The organism is Roseibium litorale (genome assembly GCF_014842915.1).
GTDB lineage: Bacteria > Pseudomonadota > Alphaproteobacteria > Rhizobiales > Stappiaceae > Roseibium > Roseibium litorale.
The window spans coordinates 208274-232604 of sequence record NZ_JACYXI010000006.1 but is presented as its reverse complement, the minus strand read 5'-3'; the positions used below and the strand labels follow the sequence as shown (position 1 = coordinate 232604).

The window sequence follows — 24331 nt, the reverse complement described above, 5'->3', positions numbered from 1 at the left end:
CGTCACTGGATGGTGACTGACCTTACAAAGCTCTCGAACTGCTCTGTGAGGCCGGCTTGCCAATTTGCGGCCATGGGGCATTTTGCACCGTAGATCGAAGGCCAGCTCGCGCCTTCAGGAAAGATATGTTCCTGGACCCGGACGCCGGAGCTTGAAAGCTTGCGGGAATAGGCCAGGGTTTCGTCCCTTAGAGGATCGTCCTCCGAGGTCACGATGAGCGCCGGAGCCAGACCTGCCTGCCGGGAGCAGGTGCAAGGCGCCGCATAGGGATGGCAGACACCCCCGCTAAGATAATGGCTCCAGCCTTCCGACCAGCGGTTTCTCATGCCGGCTGCGGCTGCCTTTTGCATGGAGGCGGATGCCATGAACGGATCCAGAAGCGGCGACAGAAGAACCTGGCCGTCCAGCTCGTTTGCCCGGTAATCCCGCGCCTTGTGGGCAATGGCTGCGGCCAGATTGCCCCCGGCCTCCGCGCCGCCAAGCAGCAGGAGGGATTTACGGTTGCCGAGCCCCGCGCGCTTTTGCGCAAGGTAGCTGAAGATTGAAAACCCCACTTCAAGCGGCTTCGGGAAAACGCCGCCGAGGGGGGCGTTGACATCCGGGATGACGACAATTGCCCCGGTTTGCGCCAGGGTGGTTGCGACGTCGCTGTCCATCCGGCCTTCTTCGAGAAAGGCTCCGGAGTGGAAGTAGATCAGGACAGGCGGTGACTTCTCATACTCGGCACCTTGAAAGACACGCACGCCGACCGGGCCGGTCTCGACCTTGTCGAACGTCATGTCCTTGATTTGCACCGCCATGGTCATCGTCTTTGATCCTGAAATTGAAGCGAAAAGGACAGATACACTCCCGTCACTTCACAGAAACATATACGTCTATTCATGATGTGGAATAAGATCCGCAATTCTGGTAACACTATTCGAAATTTCGAATAATATCCCTATCACTTCCACGAAAGGGCGGGTGAATGGATCAACTGACAGCCATGCGTGCCTTTCTCCGCGTGGTGGAGACGGGCAATTTCGCCCGCGCCTCGGAGTCCTTGCGCATTCCGCGTGCGACCGTCACCAACCTGATCCAGAATCTGGAAGCGCATCTGCAGACAAAGTTGCTCAATCGGACAACACGGCGGGTGATCGTGACCACCGACGGAGCGCTCTACTACGAGCGCGCCACCAAGATCGTGGCGGAGCTGGAAGAACTGGACAGCAGTCTCGCGCATCAGCAGGCCACGCCCACCGGACGCTTGAGGGTGGAGATGTCGGGGGCCTTCGCGGACTGGATCGTCATTCCCGCCCTTTGCGACTTCTACAAGACTTACCCGGATATCCGTGTCGATCTCGGTGTCGGCGACCGCACCGTCGACTATCTTCTGGAAAACGTGGATTGTGCCCTGCGTGGCGTCACGCCTGGGGATTCTTCCCTTATTGCCCGCCGCATCGGAGAGATTGAGGTGATCACCTGTGCGGCCTCGATTTATCTCGAACGCTTCGGTTTTCCTTCCCACCCCGAGGATCTTCGCACCAGCCATAAATGCGTCAGCTATTTCTCACCCCAGTCGGGACGGGTCTTTCCCTTCACCTTTCAGCGCGGCAAGGAGGTCCTGGAAGTCGAGGGTCGCTCCTCTTTCTCGGTGAATGATGCGCGCAGCTATGTGACGGCGGTGCTTGCAGGCCACGGGGTCGCCCAGGTGCCCCGGTTCATGGTCACTAAAGAGCTGGAGCAAGGCACGCTGGTTCCCTTTCTGGACGACTGGCGGACCGAGACCATGCCCCTCTACATCGTCTACCCGCCGAACCGGCACCTCAGCAACAAGGTGCGCGTCTTCGTCGACTGGCTCGTCAAGCTGCTTGCGGATCTCGACCGGTCGTGACGCCGGCGGCAGCGCCAGTAACACCCGTCTTTTACCCAAAGGGTGCCGCGATTTATCCCCATTGACCTTTTGCAGCGAACGGACGAAGTTAGCCGGACGTCAGGGGAGTCCCGCCTAGGGGACTGAGAGGCTGACAGCATGCAGGCCCCTGCATGCGGTGAAGCGACCCTTTGAACCTGACCCAGTTGATGCTGGCGTAGGAAGACCGAAGGGAAATTCCCCCAGTTCAGATCACGGGGCGGTCCTTTCGGGCCGCAAGGCCTTGTTGCGCGCATGCGTCCGGGCCACAGGCCCTTTCTGCTTCACATTTCACTTGGGTCTTTTCGCAAGAGGAGACGCAAATGAACCGTACTATCCCCCCGATTACCACCGGTCCCCTGTCCGCTTCCCGCAAGATCCATGTTCCGGGAACGCTTCACCCCATCCGCGTGCCGTTGCGCGAGATCAGCCTGACCGGGGAAGCGCCGCTGACCGTCTACGACAGTTCCGGACCCTATACGGATTGCGCCGGAACCATCGACATTTCCCAAGGCTTGCGGGATGTGCGCGGAAGCTGGCTTCAGGACCGTGGCGATGTCGAGAGCTATTCCGGCCGTGAAGTGACTGCGGCCGACAACGGCTTTGCGGAAGGCAAGCGCCTGACGCCTGTCTTTCCTGTTCCACGCGATCCCCTGCGTGCCAGGGAGGGCCGGGCAGTGACCCAACTCGCTTATGCCAGAGCCGGGATCATCACCCCGGAAATGGAATATGTGGCGATCCGCGAAAACGAAGGCCGCAAGGCAGCCTACTCGCGTGATGGTGAGGCCTTTGGCGCGGGGCTTCCCGCCCTCGTCACACCTGAGTTCGTCCGCAGCGAGATTGCCGCCGGCCGGGCTATCATTCCGGCGAACATCAACCACCGGGAACTGGAGCCGATGATCATCGGCCGGAACTTCCTGGTGAAGATCAATGCCAATATCGGCAATTCCGCTGTCACCTCTTCCATGGAAGAGGAAGTGGAGAAGATGGTCTGGGCTATCCGCTGGGGGGCTGACACGGTCATGGATCTGTCGACAGGCCGGAACATTCACAACATCCGCGACTGGATCCTGCGCAACGCTCCCGTGCCCATTGGCACGGTTCCGCTCTATCAGGCGCTGGAAAAGGTGGGCGGGATCGCCGAGAATCTGACCTGGGAGATCTACCGCGACACGTTGATCGAGCAGGCGGAACAGGGCGTCGACTATTTCACCATTCATGCAGGCCTCAGGCTGCACATGATCCCGATGACCGCCAGGCGGGTGACCGGGATCGTCTCGCGCGGCGGCTCGATCATGGCCAAGTGGTGCCTGCATCATCACCGCGAAAGCTTCCTCTATGAACATTTCGCGGAAATCTGCGACATCGCCCGCGCCTATGACGTGTCTTTCTCGCTCGGCGACGGCCTGCGCCCCGGTTCCATCGCGGATGCTAATGACGAGGCTCAATTCGCAGAACTCAGGACACTTGGCGAGCTGACGAAGATTGCCTGGGCGAAGGACTGTCAGGTGATGATCGAAGGGCCGGGCCATGTGCCCATGCACAAGATCAAGGCCAATATGGATGAGCAGCTCAAGCATTGCCACGAGGCGCCTTTCTACACGCTTGGGCCGCTGACCACGGACATTGCCCCGGGCTATGACCACATCACCAGCGCGATCGGTGCGGCCATGATCGGCTGGTTCGGCACGGCCATGCTCTGCTATGTCACGCCGAAGGAGCACCTTGGCCTGCCTGACCGGAATGACGTGAAGACCGGTGTCATCACCTACAAGCTTGCCGCCCATGCGGCCGATCTCGCCAAAGGGCATCCGGGCGCCCAGGCCCGGGACGATGCGCTTTCCCGTGCGCGGTTCGATTTCCGCTGGGAAGATCAGTTCAATCTGGGCCTTGATCCGGAGACGGCCCGGGCGATGCATGACGAGACCCTGCCAAAGGAAGCGCACAAGCTGGCCCATTTCTGTTCCATGTGCGGCCCGAAATTCTGTTCCATGAAAATCAGCCACGACATCCGCGCCGTCAGCCAGAAGGCGGAGGGAATGGAGCAAATGGCGGCGAAATTCCGCGAAGGCGGCGAACTCTATGTCCCCGCCGGGCACATCGGGGAGCCGGCAGAATGATCTCGGTTCTCGGAGCCGGCGTTGCGGGTCTCTGCGCGGCAACGGCAATCAGGGACCGGGGTCTCGACGTCGAGGTCATCGTGCCGGAGGGAAGCCCGCCTCCGGTATCACGTCTCGCCGGTGGCATGCTTGCTCCGTTCTGTGAGGGAGAGAGTGCCCCAGAAACCGTTGTGGCGCGTGGTCAAAAGGCCGTGGATTGGTGGGCATCCCATGTCAGCGGCGTTGAAAAGCGCGGGACGCTGATGGTTGCCGCAGCCCGGGATGGAACGGAACTGGACCGGTTCTCCCGTGCTACTTGCCAGCACACATGGGTATCCCCGGCACAGCTGGAACCAGCTCTCGAAACCCGCTTTACACGTGGTCTGTTCTTTGAAGCCGAGTCGCATATGAACCCGGTCGAGGCTCTTGCGGACTTGCGCCGGAGCCTCGTCAGCCGTGGTGTCCGCTTTCATGGGCAGGCTCCCTCCGGCCAGATCGTTGACTGCCGGGGGCTTGCCGCCCGCGGGCATCTACCCGATCTGCGGGCGGTCCGCGGCGAGATGCTGAAGGTCCATGCGCCAGATGTGGAGCTGACGCGGCCCATCCGGCTGCTGCACCCGCGCTTCCCCTGCTACATCGTTCCCCATGCGCCCGGGCTCTACATGATCGGCGCGACCATGGTGGAAAGCGCAAACGCCGGGGGCATCTCGGTCCGGGCCGTGATGGAGTTGCTGTCTGCGGCCTACACGGTCCATCCGGGTTTTGCCGAAGCGGAGGTTATGGAGACAGGAGCAGGTCTCAGGCCCGCCTTTCCCGACAACATTCCAGCCATCCGCTCCCTTTTGGGCGCCATTCATCTCAACGGCATGTACCGCCACGGCTTTCTGATGGCGCCCATTCTGGCCGAAGAGCTTGCGCAGCAACTGGCTGGAACCTCAGGACAGACACAGACAAGGAAGCATGTCCATGCTTGTTAAGATCAATGGTGAAGACCGGGTCATCCGGGCGCAAACGCTTGAATTGCTGGTTGCCGAAGAAGGTTTTGAGCCCACCGACGTTGCCACCGCCCTCGATGGCGAATTCGTGCCGCGTGAGGAACGCGGTTCTGCGCTGCTCCGGGCGGGTGCGCGGGTCGAAATCCTCACACCGATGCAGGGGGGCTGACCGTGTTCTACGGAACTGATCTCTCATCCCGCCTGATGCTGGGCACGGCGCAGTATCCGTCTCCTGCGGTGCTGCGGGAAGCAATCACAGCCTCCGGCGCTGAAGTCATAACCGTTTCCCTGCGCCGGGAAGGCAAGGACGGTGGCGCCTTCCGGGATATTCTCAAGGACAGCGGCTGCCGGATCCTGCCGAATACGGCCGGCTGCCACACAGCCGGTGAGGCGGTGACGACAGCCCGGATGGCCAGGGAGCTTTTCGGCACGAGCTGGATCAAGCTGGAAGTCATCGGTCACGCGGACACGCTGCAGCCCGATCCCTTCGCTCTTGTGGAAGCTGCCCGCATTTTATGTGCCGATGGCTTCGACGTTTTTCCTTATACGACGGAGGACCTGATTGTCGGCGAAAGGTTGCTGGAGGCTGGCTGCAAGGTGCTGATGCCTTGGGGAGCGCCGATCGGCTCCGGCCAAGGCTTGCGCAACATCGAAGGCCTGCGTGCCATGCGGGCACATTTCTCCGGCATTCCGCTTGTCATCGACGCAGGGATCGGGTCCCCCAGTCAGGCAGCACAAGCCATGGAAATGGGTTTTGACGCGGTTCTTCTGAACACCGCCGTGGCAAAGGCGCTGGACCCGGTCCAGATGGCGCGCGCCTTTGGCCAGGCCGTTGCCGCCGGGCAAATGGCCTATACCGCGGGTCTGATGCCGCGCCGGGACATGGCTCATGCCTCAACCCCGGTCTTCGGCATGGCGGAGTTGTTGCCATGAGCGCACTTGATCCGTTTTACCTGGTCACGGGCGAGGTCTCGCGGCTGGAGCCGCTTCTGCCCTGCGGCGTCAAGTTTGTTCAGCTCCGCCTCAAGGACAAGACGGATGGGGAATTGCGGCGGCAGATCGCTCTGGCGCGGGATCTTTGCCAGCTGTGGGGTGCGCAGCTGGTCGTCAACGACTTTTGGCAAATCGCACTGGATCTTGGCTGTGACTATGTCCACCTCGGTCAGGAAGACATGGAGACGGCGGACTTCAAGGCGCTGCGGCGGCAGGGCATCCGCTACGGCCTTTCCACCCATGACGAAGCAGAGCTGGAGAATGCTCTGGCGCATGATCCGGACTATGTGGCGCTCGGTCCCGTCTATCCGACACAGCTGAAGAAGATGAAATGGGCGCCCCAGGGCCTGGAACGTCTCAGGTCCTGGAAGCAGAAGATCGGGGATCTGCCGCTGGTCGCAATCGGCGGCCTGACGCCGGAGCGTTTACCCGCGGTGTTCGAGGCCGGTGCGGACAGTGCCGCCGTCGTGACGGATATCCAGACAGCGCAAGATCCGGTTGCCCGCTGCAAGCTCTGGATCAGCGCGTGTTCCAGGCAAGGAGACCGTTAGGCATAGCGGCTCAGAGAGCCGCTATGCGGGCACGGAAGCGGTCGGCACCGGTCATGACCTGATCCAGGATCGGAGACAGACCCCAGAACCGGTCGAAAATGTCGAAGGGCACAGTCCGGCTGTGGGTGCTTTTGAAGGTGCCGATGCGGCGGTGGTATTCCTTGGCCAGCTTCGGGTATCCCATCGGCTCTGACATGGCGGCCAGCACCAGGAACGTGTTCAGCTCGTCTGCCAGGTCCGGATGGTTCGCTCCGTGATCCATCAGCCAACGGTAGAGATCGGGGTGAAAATTGTTCATCACGCCGGAGAACCCGTGACCGCCCGCCTGAATGGCTGGCCAGGCGATGGCGGCATTGGCGTTGTTGATGGCAAGCGGCGTGCCCCTTGTCAGATCCAGCCGGTGCTTCACGGTATCGAGGTCGCACGACACGTCTTTCAGGAAGGCAAAGCGGCCGCTCTGGGCGCAGAAGGTCAACTCGTCATCGGTCAGGAGCCGGCGGTAGGGCGCCGGGCATTCGTAGAGACCGAGGGGCAGATCGGAGGGCAGGGCACCGAGCAGCTGGGTAATGGCATCGGTCAGCGTGCTGCCGCCGGTCTGGTCCTGATCCAGCCGGTTGGTGACAAGAACGACAGCGTCCACTCCGGCATCTGCGGCAGCGCGCAGTTCCGCCTTCTGGTCGTCCTCGCTGGCGGACACATGACCGGACGCCACCACCGGAATGCGGCCCGCGATCTTATCGACGGTGAAACGGGCAAGATCCCGGCGTTCTTGCAAGGACAGATATTGCATTTCCGAAGACTGGCAGACAGCGAAAAGGCCGCTCGCACCCTTGGCGACATACCATTCCAGCAAGGCCTCGTAGCCATCCCAGTCGATGGTGTCGTCGTCGTGAAAGGGTGTGATCACCACGGGAAAGATACCTGTGAGAGCGTGCGGCATTTTTAAGTCAGTCCTTGAAGGGGCAGAGGCAGGGCCGGTCATCTTTAGCCGGCGTATCCGAACAGCTGCGGGAGAAACAGGGTGATCCCGGGGAAGAAGATCAGCAGCAGGAGGGCGAACACCAGCACGCCGAGAAACAGCCAGATTTCCCGGATGATCTCGGCAAGGGGAATGCCGGTGACCGCGTTGATGACGAAAAGCAGGATGCCGTAGGGCGGCGTGATCAGGCCAATCATGCAATTGACCACGGCCACCACGCCAAAATGCACCAGATCGATGCCCAGTTCCCGGCAGGCGGGCAGGAACAGCGGGATGATCACCAGGATGATGGTGGTGGCATCCAGAACGCAGCCCAGGAGCAGGATCAGCACATTGACACTAAGCAAGAAGGTCAGCGGCGAGACATCCAGCCCGACGAGCGCCTGAGCGACCAGATTGGGAATGTTCTCCGAGGCCACGATGTAGTTCAAGATCAGCGCGCCGCCGATCACGATGCCGACGGAGGCCGACGACCGGGCGCTGGAGACCAGGATCGAATAGAACGTTGAGAACTTCAGGGCCCGGTAAAACACGGCGGAAAGGATCAGCGCATACAGCGCGGCAACGGCAGCCGCTTCTGTCGGTGTCGTGACGCCGCCATAGATGCCGTAGAGCAGGATCGCTGGCATCAGCAGGGCCGGAAAGGCCTCGACCGTCAGTTTCGGGATCTCGGCAAGGGCGACCGGCTCTTCAAGCGCGAAGTTGCGGCGATGGGAAATCCAGCCGTTCAGAAGCATCAGGACCAGCCCGATCATGAGGCCGGGCAGAATGCCGCCCAGAAACAGGAAGCCGATGGAAGCGTTCGACACCAGCGCATAGAGCACCATCGGGATCGAGGGCGGGATGATCGGGCCGATGGTGGCCGAGGCGGCTGTGATGGCCGCCGCATAACCGCGGGTGTAATGGCCCGATTTGGTCATCATTTCGATGATGATCTTGCCGATACCGGCAGCATCGGCCACCGCGGATCCGGACATGCCGGAAAAGACCAGGGAGGCCAGGACGTTCACATGGCCTAGGCCGCCGCGGAACCTGCCGACCATTGCGACGCAGAAGCGCAGCAGCCGGTCGGAGATCGTTCCCGCGTTCATGATGTTTGCGGCAACGATGAACAGCGGCACCGCCAGCAGAATGAAGCTCTGGTAGAGCCCGTCCACCAGCACTTTGCCGGCAACGCCGATACTCTGCCCGCTTGCGGCCAGATAGACGAAGGCGCCAACGATGATGGCATAGGCAATGGGAGCGCCCATGGCCGCGATTGCGAACAGCGCCAGCAGGCAGAGAAGAAATGCGAGGCTCATTCGTCCAGCCGTCCTTCGCTCGTATGTTGGCGCGCGCGCATGCTGCTGCGGAAGGCCTGCCAGACCAGCCAGAGATAACGGGCCGGAACCGTGATCAGGAACAGAATGTAAATGGCGTAGATATCCCGCATCCGGATCCAGTCCCCGAAGAGGTCCGACAGCGTGGCTGTCTTTTTCAGGCGCAGGATCTTGAACCGGTCCCAGGTCGGATCAATCGAGAGCAGGAGGCCGATGGCGATGGCCAGACCGGTCACGATGATGAAACCGCGGCGCACCTTGCCGGATACGGCGAAATAGAGAATGTCAAAGGAGACGTGATCCTGGTCCCGGACCACGAAGGAGTTGCCCCAGAACACCAGCCAGAGCCAGAGCGCCAGGCAGAACTCCAGCGTCCAGCCAAAATTTGACGGCTCGAGCCATGGAAATGTCTCCGCCACCCAGCCGATACGCGCCGTGTAGCGGATCATCACCTGAAGGATGAAGGTCGCGAACATGGCGGCCATCATGAAGGCGGCCACAGCTTCGGCGAACTTCAACAAGGGTTTGCTGATGCGGTTCAAGACCGGCCCTCCGGCTGGGTGCCATCACGGCAGGATATGGGAGGGGCGGGCAAGCCGCCCCTCAGCTCATCTCACCGGTTAGTTGCCGAGCGCGTTGATCTTCTCCAGCACGCCTTCCGGCCATGCTTCGGCGAAGCTGGAGCCGACATACTGGGCTTGCACATGCTCGCGGAAGGCCTTGAGGTCCGGCTCATAAACATCCAGCCCCTTGTCCTTCAGGAAGGCAACCAGGTCCTCTTCCTTCTTCAGCTGGGCCTGGCGGCCGCTCTCCGCCGCATCTTCAGCCGCTTTCTGAACCGTTGCCTGCTGTTCGGGCGTCAGCTTGTCCCAGACCGCCTTGGAAAAAGCGATGTAGTTCAAGTCGACCAGATGCGAGGTCAGGCTGATCTGCTTGGTGACTTCGTAGAACTTGGCGTCCACCACGGTCGGCAGCGGGTTGTCCTGGCCATCGACCGAGCCGGTTTGCAAGGCGGTGTAGATTTCCGTGAAGGCCATCGGGGTGGGGTTCGCGCCAAGGGCCTTGCCCAGGAACTGCCACGCGTCACTGCCCGGCATGCGCAGGTTCACGCCCGCCAGGTCCGCAGGGGTCATGACGTTCTTTTCCGAGCGCGGGAAGCGCAGGTTGACGTGGCGCCGTCCCAGATACATGACGGCCAGAAGTTTGACGCCAAGCTCATCCTCGACCTTCTGCTTGAACGGTTCCATCAGCGGATCGTTGAAGACCCGGACCTGATGCTCGGCGTTCTGATGGACATAGCCCGTGGCGAAGATCGAGAATTCGGGGAAGAAAGTCGCAAGTTCCTGAGCCGATGTGATCGACATTTCCAGGTCGCCGGAAGCGATGCTTTCAAGCTCTGAGCCCTGGGCGACAAGTGACGCGTTGTAATGCGGCTCATAGGCAGCGAAACCGGCGACGGCAGGGCCGAAGACATTTGCCAGCGAAACGGACCGTTGATCGGTTTCCGAGGCGGGGGTGGACAGGCGCAGCGTGATCTTGTCCTGCGCGAAGGCGCCAAGGCTCGTTCCTGCCAGCGCCAGAGCTCCTACTGCCGCCGAAAACGCGCGGCGGGTCATTTTCATGGTCATGTCATCTCCTCCCAAGAGTTGCCTTGGCGGTGGGATGCTCCTCCAGCGTCCGCCCGCATGGCGTTCCGGCTCTACCGGTCACGAAGACATCTTTGATGATGACTTTCGCGCTTACAAGATCCTAACTAACATGTTAGTTTGCTGTTATCAACAGGTCGATGGAATCGGATATGTCTGGCGAAGCGGAAGTGGAGCAGGGTGTCAATCGGAAAGGGCGCAGCGGAAGCGGTGCGGACATCTCGCTGAGACAAGTGGCCTATGGGCGGATCGAAGCTCTGCTCAATGCGGGAACCTTGCTGCCCGGACAGATCATTTCCCAGCGCGAGCTGGTTGAGATGACCGGAACGACGCTCGGTGCCGTCCGCGAGGCGATCCCGCGGTTCGAGGCCGAGGGCTTGCTGGTCACACTGCCGCAGCGTGGATTGATGGTCCCGAGCCTCGATGTGAGCTTTATCCGGGATGCCTATCAGATGCGTTTGATCCTTGAGACGGCGGCTGTGCCCGATGTGGTCCGGCATGTCGAGCGCAAGCAGATCGCGGACTGGCTGGATTGGCATTTATGCGCGAGGCAGCAGATTGAGAATGGAGAAGCTGCAGACAGTCTGCCTCAGGATCTCCAGTACCGGGATTGGGACATTCACTCTGAAATCATCCATGCCACGGGCAATCAGCTTATGGCCAATGTCTACCGGGTCAATGCGATCAAGATCCGCATGACGGTTCAGACGCGTATCCGGGTCACGCAGCAAAATGCGCAGCGCGTGATTGGCGAGCACATCGCCTTTCTGGAGCCTTTGCTTGCGGGAGATGTGCCGAATGCCCAGGAGGCGCTGGGCCGTCACATTGCCAGCTCTCTGCGTCATGCGCTGGGAACCGCTTAGCTCCAGCGTCTCAGGCCTCCGGTGCGGCCTCCGGCGATGCCGGAACCTTGTCAGGCTTTTGTAGACTGGTGCTTGCCACCGGACTTGTTACGATCGGCGGAAATGCTGAACAATCCGGAGGAATTTATGACATTCAAGGCGCTGGTTGTTGAGAAGGCCGATGACGGCAGCACGAAAGCCTCTGTGCAGACGCTGGAGGAAAGCCTGCTCCCGGACGGCGACGTCACCGTTGCTGTTGAATATTCGACGCTCAATTACAAGGATGGTCTGTGCATTGGACCAGGGGGCGGGCTGGTCCGCACCTATCCGCATGTTCCGGGGATTGATTTTGCCGGGAGGGTCGAGACCTCCACGGATGAGCGCTACAAGCCGGGCGACAAGGTGGTTCTGACCGGCTGGCGGGTCGGCGAGGTCTGGTGGGGCGGCTACGCGCAAAAGGCGCGGGTGAAGGCCGACTGGCTTGTGCCCTTGCCGGAAGGGCTCACCACGCAGGACGCGATGGCCATCGGAACAGCAGGCTTCACCGCCATGCTGGCCATCATGGCGCTCGAGGATCACGGTTTGAAGCCGGAAAAGGGCCCGGTTCTGGTCACTGGCGCGGCAGGCGGCGTCGGTTCGGTGGCAACCGCGGTCCTGGCGCATCTGGGGTATGAGGTTGCCGCCGTCACCGGCCGGCCGGAAACGGAAGACTATCTGCGCGGCCTTGGCGCAAGCCGCATCGTACCGCGTGAAGAGCTGGCGGAAACGGTGAAGCGCCCGCTGGAGAGCGAGACCTGGGCCGGATGTGTTGATGCGGTGGGCGGGGCCATGCTGGCCCGTGTTCTGGGCCAGATGAAACACAGCGCGTCCGTGGCGGCGGTTGGTCTGGCGGGTGGTGCTGCTCTTCCGGCCACCGTCGTGCCGTTTCTTCTGCGCGGTGTGAATCTTCTCGGCATCGACAGTGTCATGCAGCCTTACCAAAACCGTGTCCGTGCCTGGAACCGCCTTGCCCGAGACCTGCCGCTCGACAAGCTGAGAGCCATGATCCAACCCGCCACGCTGTCCGACCTGCCGGAGCTAGGCGCGGCGATCCTGAAAGGCGCGGTCAAGGGACGGGCCGTCGTCGACGTGAATGCCTGACAGTTCAGCTGCGCCGGGGTCCTTCCAGATCCTGGCGCAAAGCATCGAACACCTTGGTGTAGATCTGCAAGGCCAGACCCGCAGCCTCTCCGCCCTGCCTGTGAAGCTGAGACAGACCGGGAGAGGCATTGAGTTCTAGGATCTTGAAGGCGGTTTCGGAGGCAGCATCGCTCTCAAGCAGCAGGTCCAGCCCGTAGTAGCGCAGACCCAGCTTCTGGCCGCAAGCGATCGCGGCATCTGCGAGCACAGGGGGCAGCGTGTCTTCCAGAAGACCGCCCTTGCCCCCCGCCGATAGGTTGGCGACCGGGAGAAGGGTGACGGTGGTGCCCGCTTCCGGAACTGCGCAATAGGTCAGGTTCTGGGCTGCCAGCTCGTGAAAGAGCCGGGAATCCATCCGCACCTTGTCCGGCTGGGACTTGAGAAGCTCGGCAACTGTCGAGTGCCCGTCTCCGGTGATGGAGGGCCGGTGGCGTTCCAGCGCGCAGAGGATTTCCCCATCCAGAACGATGATACGCAGGTCGCGCCCCTTGATTTCTTCCTGGATCAGCAGCTTGTCGTGATGAAAGAACAGGGAATCGAAACAGGCAGTGAGGCCTTGCGGATCCAGGGCCCGGTGAATGTCGTGCCCTTCCTGTCCGTCATTCGGCTTCACATAGACCGGATAGCCAATGCGCTCCGCAAACTTCAGCGCCTCGTCCGGACCGGTCAGGATGTCGCTGCACAGGGCGTGAACCCGGCTCATCGCGGCGATGGCACTTGCGGAGTGAAGCAGCTGACTGGCAGGGACAGGCAAACCGGCCCGTGCGAGAACCTCAAGCGTATGGGCCTTGTCCCTGGCAATCTGCGCTGCACCGAGCGGATTGAGATCGAAGCTTGCGCCTGAAAAAAAGCTGCGGCGGCCCTGACTGGTCTCGATCCAGCCCGCATGTCCCAGCGCATCGGCAGCATTCAACGCCAGATCATGATCCTTGCAGTAGCTTTCAAGAAGCCGCCAGATCAGGGGACGGGAAGGGGCGGGGGATGACGTGCTTTGAGGTATGATTTCCAACCTCCATCTGGCGCGATGGAACGATGACCAATTTCCGGATCCGGCATGCCGTCGATCAACAAGCCCAAGCCACCACCTTTCGAGACGCCGGATCACCGCGAGGCTGCTCAGTTGGACAGAAGGGCGGGTTTGAAGGTCACAACTTCCCGTCCAGTTTCAACACGATAACCCCATTTTGAGGAACAGCGTCAAGCTGCGTCTCGAAGGACGGGCGTTGCGGGAATGTCCGCTGCTCTGCCGGTATCGTTTTGAAGCCTGCCGGCAAGGGAGAATGCTGTCCCGAAGAGATTGTGAGCCCCTCCGTTTGCTCAGCCTTCACCTCTCCTCTCGGGGGCAGGCCAGCCGGAGGTCCGGGTGAGGGGGCGAGCTTCAGAGGCTCGTGGACAAAACGTATCCGGCGGCGCGCTTGCGGGGGCTGGCTGCGGTTTCGCGATAGGTGCGGATGCCGTTTTCCGGTTCTGTCTGGCGCTTGGTGCGCGTTTGCGGGTCATGGTCGCGGGTGGCGATCAGGTGGGCGAGAAAGGCCGAGTTCGGACGGTAACGGGCGATCATCCGGTCATGGGCTTCTTCCAGACGCGGCTCCAGCGGAACGGGCGGGATCTTGAAGGCCTGCTCGTCGCGTGGTTCGTCCCGCTGCCCCTCAAAGGGACGGCGCTGCCTCATATTGGGACGTGCTGTGTATCTGACCGGGTTAACTTGCACGCTGGTGACCTTGCCTGTTCCAGATCGGCACGGAGGCTCCGTTCCTGCCTGGACCCTCGCAATAGGTATGCCAGCTTATAGACCTTGTTAACCTTTTGCCCGCGGAAATCCTTAATCTGCGATCTTAAAAGTTAACAAATTTGAGTGATATTAATTTTTACGCGCAGAAATCCGCGAGCCTGAGGCGCTCATTGCGCAGCAGGTGCTGCAGGGAAAGGGCGATGCCAAGCGCATCATTCAACCCGTCGTGCGCAGGAAGCTCCGGTATGTCCAGCTGGAAGTAGTGCGTCAGTCCGGAGCTGCGTGTTCTCTCCCGGTCTTCCTCCGGCATTCCGGCCTTGGTCATCAGGCTTGCTGCGTTGAAGAAGCGCGTTGCGGGCAGGGGCGGAGCCAGTCCTGCGATGAAACACGAAATGGCCATGAGATAGAACTCGTCCTTGCCCCAGGACCAGAAGCTGCCGCCATCTGCAAAGGTCTCTAGCGCGGTGAGCGCCTGATCAAGAGGCAATCCTTCCCGCTTCAAGGTGTCTTCCGTTATTCCCGTGAGGCCAATCAGAAAATCCGGAAGCGGCACCGGCTGGCCCATTCTGTCTTTGGGCAGGATGTGCAGGCGCAGGGTGTCGAGGACAGGGTAGGGTGGCTCCAGCGAGAGCTTCACCGCGCCGATCTGGACGACCATCGGGTCTGGATCGTCCGGCGAGCACCAGAGCCGCTGGTAGGAATTTGCTTCCGCCAGCCATTCGCAGTCGAAGACCACTATATGTTTTGGTGCCATGTCCCGGTTTCCTTTTTGCCCTGAATAGCCGCGCGCGCGCCTGATTTTGGCCAGCTTGACCGGCGAGGTTGCAGACTTCGCGTCAGAGTAGAAGGTCTGCCGGCTGATGAAAATGGCAGTGTTTATGGGAGCGGTCATGCGCGCCGGTGTTTGCGCCAGTGCTATCGCCAGTGTTTGCGGCGGCGGAACGGCTGCGTGGGCGCAGATCGCTGCCGGGGCGCCCGCCCTCGAGGGGCGCTGGCAAACCGCCTGCCTGCCCATCGGAAAGAACGGGCGGCACGGCATGATTGTGACACTGTCCGTTCCGGAAGACACGGCCCGCACCGGCGAAGGGCCGCTTCATTCCGTTGCGCAGCTCTATGCCAAGTCCGACTGTGCCGATCCGACGGTTGAGGCGGTCTATGAGGGCAATGTGGCCCTGACACAGGAGGCGACCGGGCAGTTTCTGGCCGATCAGGATGTGGGAACTATGACGCTGACCCCGCAGGCTCCGGATGTGGTGGCCCTCTACAATGCCCAGCCGGAGGAAAAGGGCTGCGGGCTGACCGGATGGCAGCTCAACCAGCCCCAGGATGTCTCCGGCAAGACCTGTGCTGTGACCGCCTTTCCGGCGGCCGGGACCCGCCTTTACGACAGGGCCTGGATCGAAGGGGAGACCTTGCAGTTCGGTGGCTTTCCGGTGAAGTGGGACCTCACCGCCGCCGCCCAACGGCCCCATGAACCTGGTCCCATCCTGTTCGAGCGCGTGAGGGATTGAAATCGGGGCCCGGCACAGTGGGGTTTCAGGCGGAAAACCGTTCGCGGTAGGCCTGCGGACTGACACCAAGCCGGCGCAGGAAGATCTGGCGCATGGTTTCTTCCGTTCCAAAGCCGCAGCGGTCTGCGGTGCGGGAGACATAGGTTCCCTGCTCCAGCAGGCGCCGGGCCTGTTCCAGGCGCAGGTCTTCCAGCGCCCGGGCCGGGGTCCGTCCTGTCTCCGCCCGGTAATGGCGGGAAAAGCTGCGGGGGCTCATTCCCGCCTGATCCGCAAGATCGGCAAGCTTCAGGGGGCGGTGCAGGTTCTGGCCCAGCCAGGCATGCAGCTTGTCGAAACGTCCGCCGTTGTCCTGCAGCGTCAAGGCTGCGCTGAATTGAGACTGACCTCCGGGACGCTTGAGGAAGACGACCAGCTGTCTGGCAACAGCCAGAGCGATCTCGCGGCCAAGGTCGGCTTCAACCAGAGCCAGGGCAAGATCGATCCCGGCGGTAACGCCCGCGGAGGTCCAGAAGCTGCCGTCGCGGATGAAGATCGGGTCCGGGTCCAGTTTTACTCGCGGAAATCGCAGTGCAAACTCCTCGCAGCGCTGCCAATGGGTCACAGCTCTGCGGCCATCCAACAGGCCAGCGGTTGCTAGCAGAAATGCGCCGCTACAGACCGACACGGTCCGGCGGGCGGTTTGAGACCGTTCCTTCACCCACTTTACCAGCGCCGGCTTTTCGCACACGGCATTGACGCCCCATCCGCCAGGTACGACCAGCGTATCGAGCGGCAGGTTTTCCGATGGAAACGGCTCCGCGGCCACCGCCAGTCCTGAGGACGTGAGCGTATCTCTTTTAGCGCCGACAACGACCGGCAGATAGGCCGGGTTTCTTCCCTTCAGCTTCTCAAGGTCGTTGGCGGAGGCAAAGACCTGCAAGGGGCCAGCCAGATCCAGAAGCTGGACATTGGGAAAGCTGAGGATTTCAATCCGGCGCTGCATTTGGCTCAATTCTTGGGATGAATGGCAATTCAGACAAGCAGTAGCGCCCTAAACTTGCGGAAGTCAAATTTGGAGACTTTATATGACCCTGCGTTTTGGTCTGCTCGTTTTCCCGAATGTCCAGCTGCTCGACTTTGCTGGGCCCTATGATGCCTTCGCCTCGGTGGCCGGTGCCGAGGTGCATGTGGTTGCCCAGACACTTGATCCGTTGCGCTGCTCGAACGGTCTGGTTTTTCACCCGACGGCAGCATTTGAAACCTGTCCGCAGCTGGATGTTCTGTGCGTTGCCGGCGGCGGCGGTGTGAATGCGTCACTGGTCAATCCCGCGGTTCTCGGCTTCATCCGCGAGCAGGCGGCAGGTGCCCGCTATGTGACCTCGGTCTGCACCGGCTCACTGCTGCTGGGCGCTGCCGGACTTCTCAAGGGCAAGCGGGCGACCACGCACTGGAATGCGCTCGATTTTCTGAAGAATTTCGGTGCAGAGGCGAGCCGCGACCGGGTTGTTCAGGACGGCAATCTGATCACGGCGGGAGGCGTGACCTCCGGGATCGATTTCGGTCTGACTGTTATCGGTGAAGTGCTGGGACAGAAAGAGGCGGAAACCGTTCAGCTGTCGATTGAATATGCGCCTCAGCCGCCGTTCAACAGCGGCATACCGGCGACGGCTTCTCCGGAGGTGCTGGAGGCTGCTAAGCAGAGGCTTCTGTCGTCCCGCAAACTGCGGGAGGAGATCCTCTCGGCTTGGGTGTGAAGTCGCCGAAAGCGCCAGCCTGATGTGCGGGCAAGGGCATCTGCGCGTTCCCTGTGAAACGCGCAGATGCATTTCTTGAAAATCAGGAGCCTAGCGGACCTTGCCGGTCCAGGCGGTGCGGTCCAGATCGAGATCAGGGAACTGATCCGGATTGAGCACCGGCCGGTCGACCCCGGCTTTGAGCTGGGCGCGGAAATCGTTGAGGAGCCGCTTGGCCGTTGGGAACAGCATCATCAGCGCGAGCAGGTTCACGACGGCCAGAATGCCCATCATCGGGTCGGAGAAGAAGAACACCGCCGTGGCGTTCGGGGCTGTTGCGCCAAGGAACACCAGAGCCATGACGATAACCCGCAGGCCGAGCAGGACAACCGGGTTGCCTGTCATGAACGTCAGGGCACTTTCACCGAGATAGTAGTTGTAGATGATCGAGCTGAAGGCGAAGAGCAGGATTGCGCCGGTCAGGAAATAGCTGGTCCAGTCTCCCAGATGGAAGGCCAGGGACTGCTGGGTCAGGACCACCCCGTCAACACCTTCGGCACCCGGCTGGTAAACGTCGCCCAGCAGGATGATGAAGGCGGTGCAGGTGCAGATCAGGATCGTGTCGATGAAGACCGAGAAGGACTGCGTGATGCCCTGGCTGATCGGATGGCGCACGTCTGCGGTGGCCGCAACATTCGGAGCCGAGCCGAGACCGGCTTCGTTCGAGAACAGGCCGCGGCGCAGCCCCTGACTGAGCGCTGCCCCCATTCCGCCGCCTACGGCTTCGTTTAGCCCGAAAGCATCGGTCACGATCGTATAGACCAGGTGAGGGATTTCGGTGATGTTCAGCGCGATCACGATCAGGGCCATGCCAAGATAGCCGACGGCCATAACCGGAACGATCACATCAGAGGCCTTGGCAATCCGGTGAATGCCGCCAAAGACGATGAGGCCAGTGACAATGGTCAGCAGGAGGCCCGTCCAAAGACGGCCAACGCCAAGGCTTTCCTCGACAGCCCCGGCTACCGTGTTGCCCTGGAAGGCATTGAAGCCGAGGGCAAAGGACGCGATGAGGCAGACGCAATAGAGGATGGCCAGCCACCGGTAGTCGGCGCCAAGGCCGTGAATGATCGAGCGGGCCGGGCCTCCGCGATAGGTGCCATCCCCTGCGGAGCGCTTGAACAGCTGCGCCAGCGAGCACTCGATCAGGCTGGTCGCCATGCCGACGAGGGCAATCGCCCACATCCAGAAGATCGCGCCCGGGCCGCCGAGAGAGATGGCAACGGCAACACCCGCAATGTTGCCGCCGCCGACGCGGCCGCCGACGGACAGGAGCAGGGCTTCGCGGGCCGAGATCGCGTTGGGATCACCAGTTTGATACTTGGAGGAAAGCACCCGGAACATGCGTCCAAAATATTGGAACTGAACGAAGCCGGTAACGGTCGTAAAGAAGATACCGATCACGACGAGGAATGGAATGAGTGCCCATCCCCACGTGAGGTCTCCAATCAGTCCAAAGAAGGATTGTAGCAATTGCATAGTTTTGGATGCTCCCTGATTTTAAAGCGCGGATTTTCTTCCCAGGTTTAATGGCTGGCTTATCTTTTCTTGGTTTAAGACGTGAGCGGATTGGCTCCGCTGTCTCCCCGGCCGCCAGCTCAAATGATGCGTATGCTGATATTCTGGAAACAAAAAAGGCGCTGCTCTTTCGAGTGCGCCTTTTGATTTCTCAAAGGTCCGGTGCCTCAGGCAGCCAGAGCGCCTTCGGCCTTGTCAACCAGAGCCTTGAAGGCTTCCGGCTGATGAATGGCGAGGTCGGAGAGAACCTTGCGGTCAACTTCGATGCCAGCCTTGTTCAGGCCATCAATGAAGCGGCCATAGGTCATGCCATGTTCACGGGTCGCAGCGTTGATGCGCTGGATCCAGAGCGAACGGAAGTTCCGCTTCTTAACCTTGCGGTCGCGGTAGGCATATTGTGCTGCCTTCTCGACGGCCTGCTTGGCGACGCGGATGGTGTTCTTGCGGCGGCCGTAGTAACCCTTGGCAGCCTTCAGAACCTTCTTGTGACGGGCATGGGCGGTAACGCCTCTTTTAACGCGCGACATGGGAGTACTCCTTAAAAAACAGGTGCTTAAGGCTTAAGCGTAGGGCAGGAACTGCTTGACGATCTTTGCATCCTGCGGAGCCAGCGTGGTCGTGCCACGGGCGTTGCGGATGAACTTCGTCGTGCGCTTGATCATGCCATGACGCTTGCCAGCCTGCCCGGTTTTCACCTTGCCGCTCGCGGTCAGTTTGAAGCGCTTCTTGGCTCCAGACTTGGTCTTCAGCTTGGGCATTTTGCATCCTTTCATTGGTGCGGATGGCAAGCCATCCGCTGTCTTGTTGGTGCATCGAGAGGTCGCCACGGCATGCCCTTGGTATTCGGGCTGTCTGCTTTCCACCGGCAAATGACCGGAAATTGGAATACAGATATCCAGCTCCGAAAGAGCCGGACGACTCTGGACCGGGCGCTTATAGGGGGCTTGGGTCCATTGCGCAACCTGAATCCGGCAAAGAAAGCCGGATTCACAGGGCGTGCAGCACCTGGGCGGCTCTGACGGCGGCGGAGGCGCGGTTTTCGACGCCCAGCTTCTGGTAGATCTGCTCCAGATGCTTGTTCACGGTGCGTGGAGACAGGCCGAGGATCTCGCCGATGTCCTTATTGGCCTTGCCCTTGGAAATCCAGAGCAGAACGTCTGCTTCGCGTGCGGTCAGGCCGAAGTGCTGGCGCAGCACGCCGCCTTCGTCTTCAGAGTTCTGGGAGCTCATGCGGAACAGGCATTCATCAGGGCCGACGGCGCCGAGATACTGCATCTGCACCTGGCGGCCATTGGTCAGCGTCAGCGGAAAGGGGGCGGATGCGGCGGTGCCTTCGGAGCCCTTCAGCCATTTGCCCAGATGATCCGCGATCTCGCTCAGGATCCCGCTGCCATCCGGTCCGCTGCCGACCAGCTGATGGGCCTGGGGCGTGGACCAGCCCAGCTGGCCATTGCGGGAGACCGCGACCAGATGACGGCCGGCAGCGTCCAGCGCAATCCGGGCGCTCTGGACAGAGCGGGCGTTGGCCAGATGCACCCGGATGCGGGCCTGAAGCTCGTCGATGTTGATCGGCTTGGTGAGAAAGTCGACCCCGCCGGACTCCAGCGCATGCACCACATGTTCGGTTTCGCTGAGGCCGGTCATGAAGATCACCGGCACATGGCTGAGGTGCGCGCGGGCCTTGATCTCGCGGCAGGTCTCGAAGCCGTCGAGACCCGGCATGACCGCATCCATCAGGATCATGTCCGGCGTGACCCGGTCGGTGATTGCAAGGGCTCCGGTGCCGCTTGTGGCCACGAGAACGGTCAGGCCGGATGTTTCCAGGGCCTGGGTCAGAAAGCCAAGCGCCTCGGGCGAGTCATCAACGACAAGGACAATATCGCGGTGCCGGTCAGTCATTGGATGCAAGTCCTTCAAGCACGCGGGTGTAGCTGTCGAAGTCGAACTGCTTGAGATGGCCGCGCAGGCGCGTGACCAGAGGCCCGTTGCGCGGATCGGTTTCAAGCTGCTTCAGCTTCGCTTCGATGCCATGGATGTAGCCGATCTGGCCAAGGCTGATCAATTCATCAAGATGACCCAGGCCGGGATGAACGAGATCTGTGCCGGCTACAGTTCCGGAGCCGTTGAGCGGCTGGCTGCCGGCCGTGGCCGTTTGCGGCAAGCTTGTCCAATCCAGATCAAGATGTTTGCGCAGCTTTGCCAGAAGCTGACCCACGTTGAAGGGCTTGGACAGGCTGTCGTTATGCAGCTCCGATCCACCTGGACGAAGGGCGGCATCGGCGATGTTGGCGGACAACATGATCACCGGCGCCTGGATGCCACGGGTTCTCAGCTCCTGAAGCAACTGCCAGCCGTTCATGTCCGGCATAAGGATGTCGAGCAGATAAAGATCTGGCAAGGGGTCGTTTAGGAGCGTCAGGCATTCCGCGCCATTTCCGGCTTCCAGCACCGCAAAGCCAAGAGGTTTCAGGATTTCGCAGACCAGTGCCCGGTGGTCGGGATTGTCATCGGCAACGGCGATAGTCTTACGGACTCCCTTGTAGCCGGTGATACGCTCCTCCTTCTGCCGTGCCTTGGGAGACTGGGTAACGGCGGCCAGCATCAGGCGGACTTCAAAGCGCGAGCCCTTGCCTGGTTCGCTGGAGAGCCCAATCGCACCGCCAAGGGTTTCGGTCAGCAGTTTGGTGATCGTCAGACCCAGCCCGAGGCCGGGGGTGCGCTGTATTTTTTCGCCTTCCCCCCGCCCGAAGGGTTCAAACACCTTGGACTGTTCTTCCAGCGCGATGCCGGGACCGGTGTCTGTAACGGTGAAGGTTGCGACCTGCGACCGGTAGCCGACGGTCAGGCTGACCGAGCCGGTCTCGGTGAATTTGATTGCGTTGGTGAGCAGGTTCACCAGGATCTGGCGCAGGCGCTTTTCATCCGTGCGCACATGAACCGGCAGGTTGGGGGAGCGTTCGTGGATGAACTTGAGGCCCTTCGCTCCGGCCTGCATCTCGAACATATCGGCGATCTGGTCGAGGAAGTCGTGGATGTCGATCTCGTTGGAATAGACCTGCAAACGGCCCGCCTCGATGCGGGAAATGTCCAGCAGCCCGTCGATCAGTCCTGAGAGATGTTCGGCGCTGCGGCGGATGGTGTGGAGGTTTGCCCGCCGGTTTTCCGGGATCGTTTCATCCCGCTCCATCACCTGGGCATAGCCCAGCACCGCATTCAGCGGGGTGCGCAGTTCATGGCTGAGGCCGACCACATAGCGGCTTTTGGCAAGGTTTGCCGCTTCCGCGTCCTCCTTGGCTTTCTGAAGCGCCGCGTCGGTCTTGCTGTGCGCGTCGATTTCCTTCTGCAGCAGGGCGTTCTGGCGGGCGGATTCCTCTTCCGCCACATGGCGCGTGTCATGGGCGAGCACCAGGAACCAGGAGGCAATCCCGGCTGCGACGGCAAAGACGAAGAAGATCAGTGCCACGGTCTGCCCGATGATCCCGGCGGCTTCCGGGTAAAGATCGACCGCGCGGGCGGAGATGATCCAGAGGACCAGGCCGATGGCGGCGGTCGACAGAACGGCGGTCACGGCATAGCGGCCAAGGCGGGTGCGCAGGTGGCCAAGGGTCTTTTCCGGCAGGAAGTGGGCCGCGGCCACACCGACCTGATGGGACAACCTGGCCTTTGGTTTGCACAGATCGTGGCAGCGGGCATCCAGCGAGCAGCAGAGCGAGCAGATCGGCGCCTGGTAGGCCGGGCAATAGGCCATGTCCTCCGGTTCGAACGGGTTTTCGCAGATCGAGCAGGTGATCGTGGATTTCTGGTTCCAGTGCCGCCTTGGCTTGCGGGCAAGGGCGTATTTGCCGCCCGTGCCAAAGGCGATGGCAGGCGCTGCGAGATAGGCAACGATCATGGCGACGAAAGGGGCGAAGGCTGCCGCCTCGGCACCGAAGTAGTTGAAATGGGCCAAGAGCCCGGCGGTGGCAGCCAAGGCCATGGCCCCTGTGCCAACCGGGTTGATGTCATAAAGATGCGCCCGCTTGAACTCGATGCCGGGAGGCGACAGACCAAGGGGTTTGTTGATGAAGAGGTCCGCGGAAATGGTCGATAGCCAGGCCATCGCAATGATGGAAAAGACGCCGAGAGTTTCCTCCAGAAGCTCATAGATCCCGAGTTCCATCAGCAGCAGGGCAATGGCGACGTTGAACACCAGCCAGACCACACGGCCCGGATGGCTGTGGGTCAGACGCGAGAAGAAGTTCGACCAGGCGAGAGAGCCCGCATAGGCGTTCATCACGTTGATCTTGAGCTGGGACACCACAACGAAGGCAGCCATCAGGAAAAGGGCGGCCTGTTCGGACGGCAGCATATAGCCGAAGGCAACCGCATACATGCGCGAGGGCTCGTCCGCGTGATCCGGGCTTATGCCCGCGGACAAGGCCAGCACTGCCAGGAAGGAGCCTGCGAGCATCTTGGGAGCGCCGAGCAGCACCCAGCCGGCACCCGCCAGAAACAGAGAGAGCCTGTGCCGTTTGCGCGGCATATCCTGGGCAGGCAGAAAGCGCAGGAAGTCCACCTGCTCACCGATCTGGGCCATGAGCGCCAGAATGACGGCAGAAGCAGCGCCCACGCTGATGAGGTTGACAGATGCCCATCCTGCATCCGGCCGGGCGGTTTGGGTCAGCGGATCGATGCCTGCAAAGCGGACCCAGCCGGAAAATGCACTCCAATCCGCAAAAGCGATGAAGACGAAGGGCAGGATGTTCAGCACGATCCAGAACGGCTGGGTCAAAAGCTGAAACCGGCTGATCCAGGTGATGCCGTGGGTGACCAGCGGAATGACGGCAACCGCGCTGATGATATAGCCAAGCCAAAGCGGGATTGAGAACGCATAGTGCAGCGCGCTCGACATGATCGAGGCTTCGATGGCGAAGAGCAGAAAGGTGAAGCTGGCATAGATCAGGGAGGTGATCGTCGATCCAATATAGCCAAAGCCCGCGCCGCGGGTGAGGAGGTCGATGTCGACCCCGTGGCGGATGGCATAGCGCGCAATGGGCAAGCCGACGAACAGCAGCGCCAGGCATCCGATGAGAATCGCGAGAAAAGCATTCGCCGTACCATAGGAAAGTGTGATCGCCCCACCGATGGCCTCTAGCGCCAGAAAGGAGATCGCTCCGATGGCAGTCTGCGAAATCAGCCGGGAGGAAAAGCGCCGGGCGCTCTTGGCCGTGAACCTCAGCGCATAGTCCTCAAGGGTCTGATTGTTGACCCACTGATTGTATTGGCGCCGGACCGGCAGAATGCGCTGGCGCGCTGTCATGTGAA

Annotated in this window: 24 protein-coding genes and 1 riboswitch; of the genes, 10 read left to right on the top strand and 14 right to left on the bottom strand. The window is 61.2% G+C overall.

Annotated elements, in window-relative coordinates; translation table 11 throughout:
* Positions 1–2: 2 nt before the first annotated feature.
* Positions 3–800, bottom strand: a complete 798-nt coding sequence (locus IG616_RS11535) for an alpha/beta hydrolase fold domain-containing protein (protein ID WP_192148355.1) — start codon at positions 798–800, stop codon at positions 3–5.
* A gap of 167 nt (positions 801–967) precedes the next feature.
* Here IG616_RS11535 and IG616_RS11530 point away from each other — a divergent pair, with 167 nt between their 5' ends.
* The 6 genes from IG616_RS11530 (at position 968) to IG616_RS11505 (ending at position 6529) form a co-directional block, all read left to right on the top strand.
* Entirely contained in the window at positions 968–1873 is a 906-nt protein-coding gene (locus tag IG616_RS11530) for a LysR family transcriptional regulator (protein ID WP_192148301.1), read from the top strand.
* Between the two features lie 91 nt (positions 1874–1964).
* Positions 1965–2093: riboswitch (TPP riboswitch) on the top strand.
* 121 nt (positions 2094–2214) lie between these two features.
* Positions 2215–4011 (top strand): phosphomethylpyrimidine synthase ThiC, encoded by a 1797-nt coding sequence (gene thiC / locus IG616_RS11525; protein ID WP_192148300.1) that lies wholly within the window; start codon positions 2215–2217, stop codon positions 4009–4011.
* Positions 4008–4967 (top strand): FAD-dependent oxidoreductase, encoded by a 960-nt coding sequence (locus IG616_RS11520; RefSeq protein ID WP_192148299.1) that lies wholly within the window; start codon positions 4008–4010, stop codon positions 4965–4967. The genes thiC and IG616_RS11520 overlap by 4 nt, the downstream gene beginning before the upstream one ends.
* Positions 4957–5154, top strand: a complete 198-nt coding sequence (gene thiS, locus IG616_RS11515; protein ID WP_192148298.1) for a sulfur carrier protein ThiS — start codon at positions 4957–4959, stop codon at positions 5152–5154. The genes IG616_RS11520 and thiS overlap by 11 nt, the downstream gene beginning before the upstream one ends.
* Positions 5151–5918 carry a thiazole synthase gene (locus IG616_RS11510; RefSeq protein ID WP_209007467.1) on the top strand — a complete coding sequence of 256 codons (768 nt, stop codon included), beginning with the start codon at positions 5151–5153 and terminating at the stop codon, positions 5916–5918. The genes thiS and IG616_RS11510 overlap by 4 nt, the downstream gene beginning before the upstream one ends.
* Positions 5915–6529: a thiamine phosphate synthase gene (locus IG616_RS11505; RefSeq protein WP_192148296.1), complete on the top strand. Its 615-nt coding sequence runs from the start codon at positions 5915–5917 to the stop codon at positions 6527–6529. Before IG616_RS11510 ends, IG616_RS11505 begins: the two co-directional genes overlap by 4 nt.
* Positions 6530–6539: 10 nt before the next feature.
* On the opposite strand, the gene IG616_RS11500 is transcribed toward IG616_RS11505, so the two are convergent.
* The 4 genes from IG616_RS11500 to IG616_RS11485 all read right to left on the bottom strand — a co-directional run bounded on the left by IG616_RS11500 (position 6540) and on the right by IG616_RS11485 (position 10455).
* Positions 6540–7469 carry a dihydrodipicolinate synthase family protein gene (locus IG616_RS11500; protein ID WP_192148295.1) on the bottom strand — a complete coding sequence of 310 codons (930 nt, stop codon included), beginning with the start codon at positions 7467–7469 and terminating at the stop codon, positions 6540–6542.
* A gap of 44 nt (positions 7470–7513) precedes the next feature.
* A complete protein-coding gene (locus IG616_RS11495) occupies positions 7514–8809 on the bottom strand; it encodes a TRAP transporter large permease (RefSeq protein WP_192148294.1) in 1296 nt (431 codons plus the stop codon).
* A complete protein-coding gene (locus IG616_RS11490; protein WP_246476201.1) occupies positions 8806–9369 on the bottom strand; it encodes a TRAP transporter small permease in 564 nt (187 codons plus the stop codon). Before IG616_RS11490 ends, IG616_RS11495 begins: the two co-directional genes overlap by 4 nt.
* Positions 9370–9447: 78 nt before the next feature.
* Positions 9448–10455: a sialic acid TRAP transporter substrate-binding protein SiaP gene (locus IG616_RS11485; protein ID WP_192148293.1), complete on the bottom strand. Its 1008-nt coding sequence runs from the start codon at positions 10453–10455 to the stop codon at positions 9448–9450.
* 170 nt (positions 10456–10625) lie between these two features.
* On the opposite strand from IG616_RS11485, the gene IG616_RS11480 reads away from it, so the two are divergent.
* On the top strand, positions 10626–11336 hold the full coding sequence (locus IG616_RS11480) for a GntR family transcriptional regulator (protein ID WP_192148292.1): 711 nt from the start codon (positions 10626–10628) through the stop codon (positions 11334–11336).
* Positions 11337–11462: 126 nt separating this feature from the next.
* On the top strand, positions 11463–12455 hold the full coding sequence (acuI, locus tag IG616_RS11475; RefSeq protein WP_192148291.1) for an acryloyl-CoA reductase: 993 nt from the start codon (positions 11463–11465) through the stop codon (positions 12453–12455).
* Between the two features lie 4 nt (positions 12456–12459).
* Here the strand turns inward: acuI and IG616_RS11470 are convergent, their stop codons facing one another.
* The 3 genes from IG616_RS11470 to IG616_RS11460 form a co-directional block, all read right to left on the bottom strand.
* Entirely contained in the window at positions 12460–13503 is a 1044-nt protein-coding gene (locus tag IG616_RS11470) for an ATP-grasp domain-containing protein (protein ID WP_192148290.1), read from the bottom strand.
* A 369-nt stretch (positions 13504–13872) separates the two neighbouring features.
* Positions 13873–14166 (bottom strand): hypothetical protein, encoded by a 294-nt coding sequence (locus IG616_RS11465; RefSeq protein WP_209007455.1) that lies wholly within the window; start codon positions 14164–14166, stop codon positions 13873–13875.
* Positions 14167–14362: 196 nt separating this feature from the next.
* Positions 14363–14980, bottom strand: a complete 618-nt coding sequence (locus IG616_RS11460; protein WP_192148289.1) for a 3'-5' exonuclease family protein — start codon at positions 14978–14980, stop codon at positions 14363–14365.
* Positions 14981–15116: 136 nt separating this feature from the next.
* On the opposite strand from IG616_RS11460, the gene IG616_RS11455 reads away from it, so the two are divergent.
* Positions 15117–15737, top strand: coding sequence for a hypothetical protein (locus tag IG616_RS11455; protein ID WP_192148288.1), 621 nt, complete (start codon positions 15117–15119; stop codon positions 15735–15737).
* 25 nt (positions 15738–15762) lie between these two features.
* Here the strand turns inward: IG616_RS11455 and IG616_RS11450 are convergent, their stop codons facing one another.
* The gene (locus IG616_RS11450; RefSeq protein ID WP_192148287.1) at positions 15763–16719 is read right to left on the bottom strand and encodes a GlxA family transcriptional regulator; all 957 of its coding nucleotides are present in this window, start codon (positions 16717–16719) and stop codon (positions 15763–15765) included.
* Between the two features lie 82 nt (positions 16720–16801).
* On the opposite strand from IG616_RS11450, the gene IG616_RS11445 reads away from it, so the two are divergent.
* On the top strand, positions 16802–17470 hold the full coding sequence (locus IG616_RS11445) for a DJ-1/PfpI family protein (protein WP_192148286.1): 669 nt from the start codon (positions 16802–16804) through the stop codon (positions 17468–17470).
* Between the two features lie 90 nt (positions 17471–17560).
* On the opposite strand, the gene IG616_RS11440 is transcribed toward IG616_RS11445, so the two are convergent.
* The 5 genes from IG616_RS11440 to IG616_RS11420 form a co-directional block, all read right to left on the bottom strand.
* Complete coding sequence (locus tag IG616_RS11440) at positions 17561–18988, bottom strand: alanine/glycine:cation symporter family protein (protein WP_192148285.1); 1428 nt, start codon at positions 18986–18988, stop codon at positions 17561–17563.
* Between the two features lie 206 nt (positions 18989–19194).
* Positions 19195–19554 (bottom strand): 50S ribosomal protein L20, encoded by a 360-nt coding sequence (rplT, locus tag IG616_RS11435; RefSeq protein WP_073014711.1) that lies wholly within the window; start codon positions 19552–19554, stop codon positions 19195–19197.
* A gap of 33 nt (positions 19555–19587) precedes the next feature.
* Positions 19588–19785, bottom strand: coding sequence for a 50S ribosomal protein L35 (rpmI, locus tag IG616_RS11430; protein WP_192148284.1), 198 nt, complete (start codon positions 19783–19785; stop codon positions 19588–19590).
* Between the two features lie 229 nt (positions 19786–20014).
* Positions 20015–20926, bottom strand: coding sequence for a response regulator transcription factor (locus IG616_RS11425; RefSeq protein WP_192148283.1), 912 nt, complete (start codon positions 20924–20926; stop codon positions 20015–20017).
* Entirely contained in the window at positions 20919–24326 is a 3408-nt protein-coding gene (locus tag IG616_RS11420) for a hybrid sensor histidine kinase/response regulator (protein WP_192148282.1), read from the bottom strand. The genes IG616_RS11425 and IG616_RS11420 overlap by 8 nt, the downstream gene beginning before the upstream one ends.
* Positions 24327–24331: the final 5 nt, after the last annotated feature.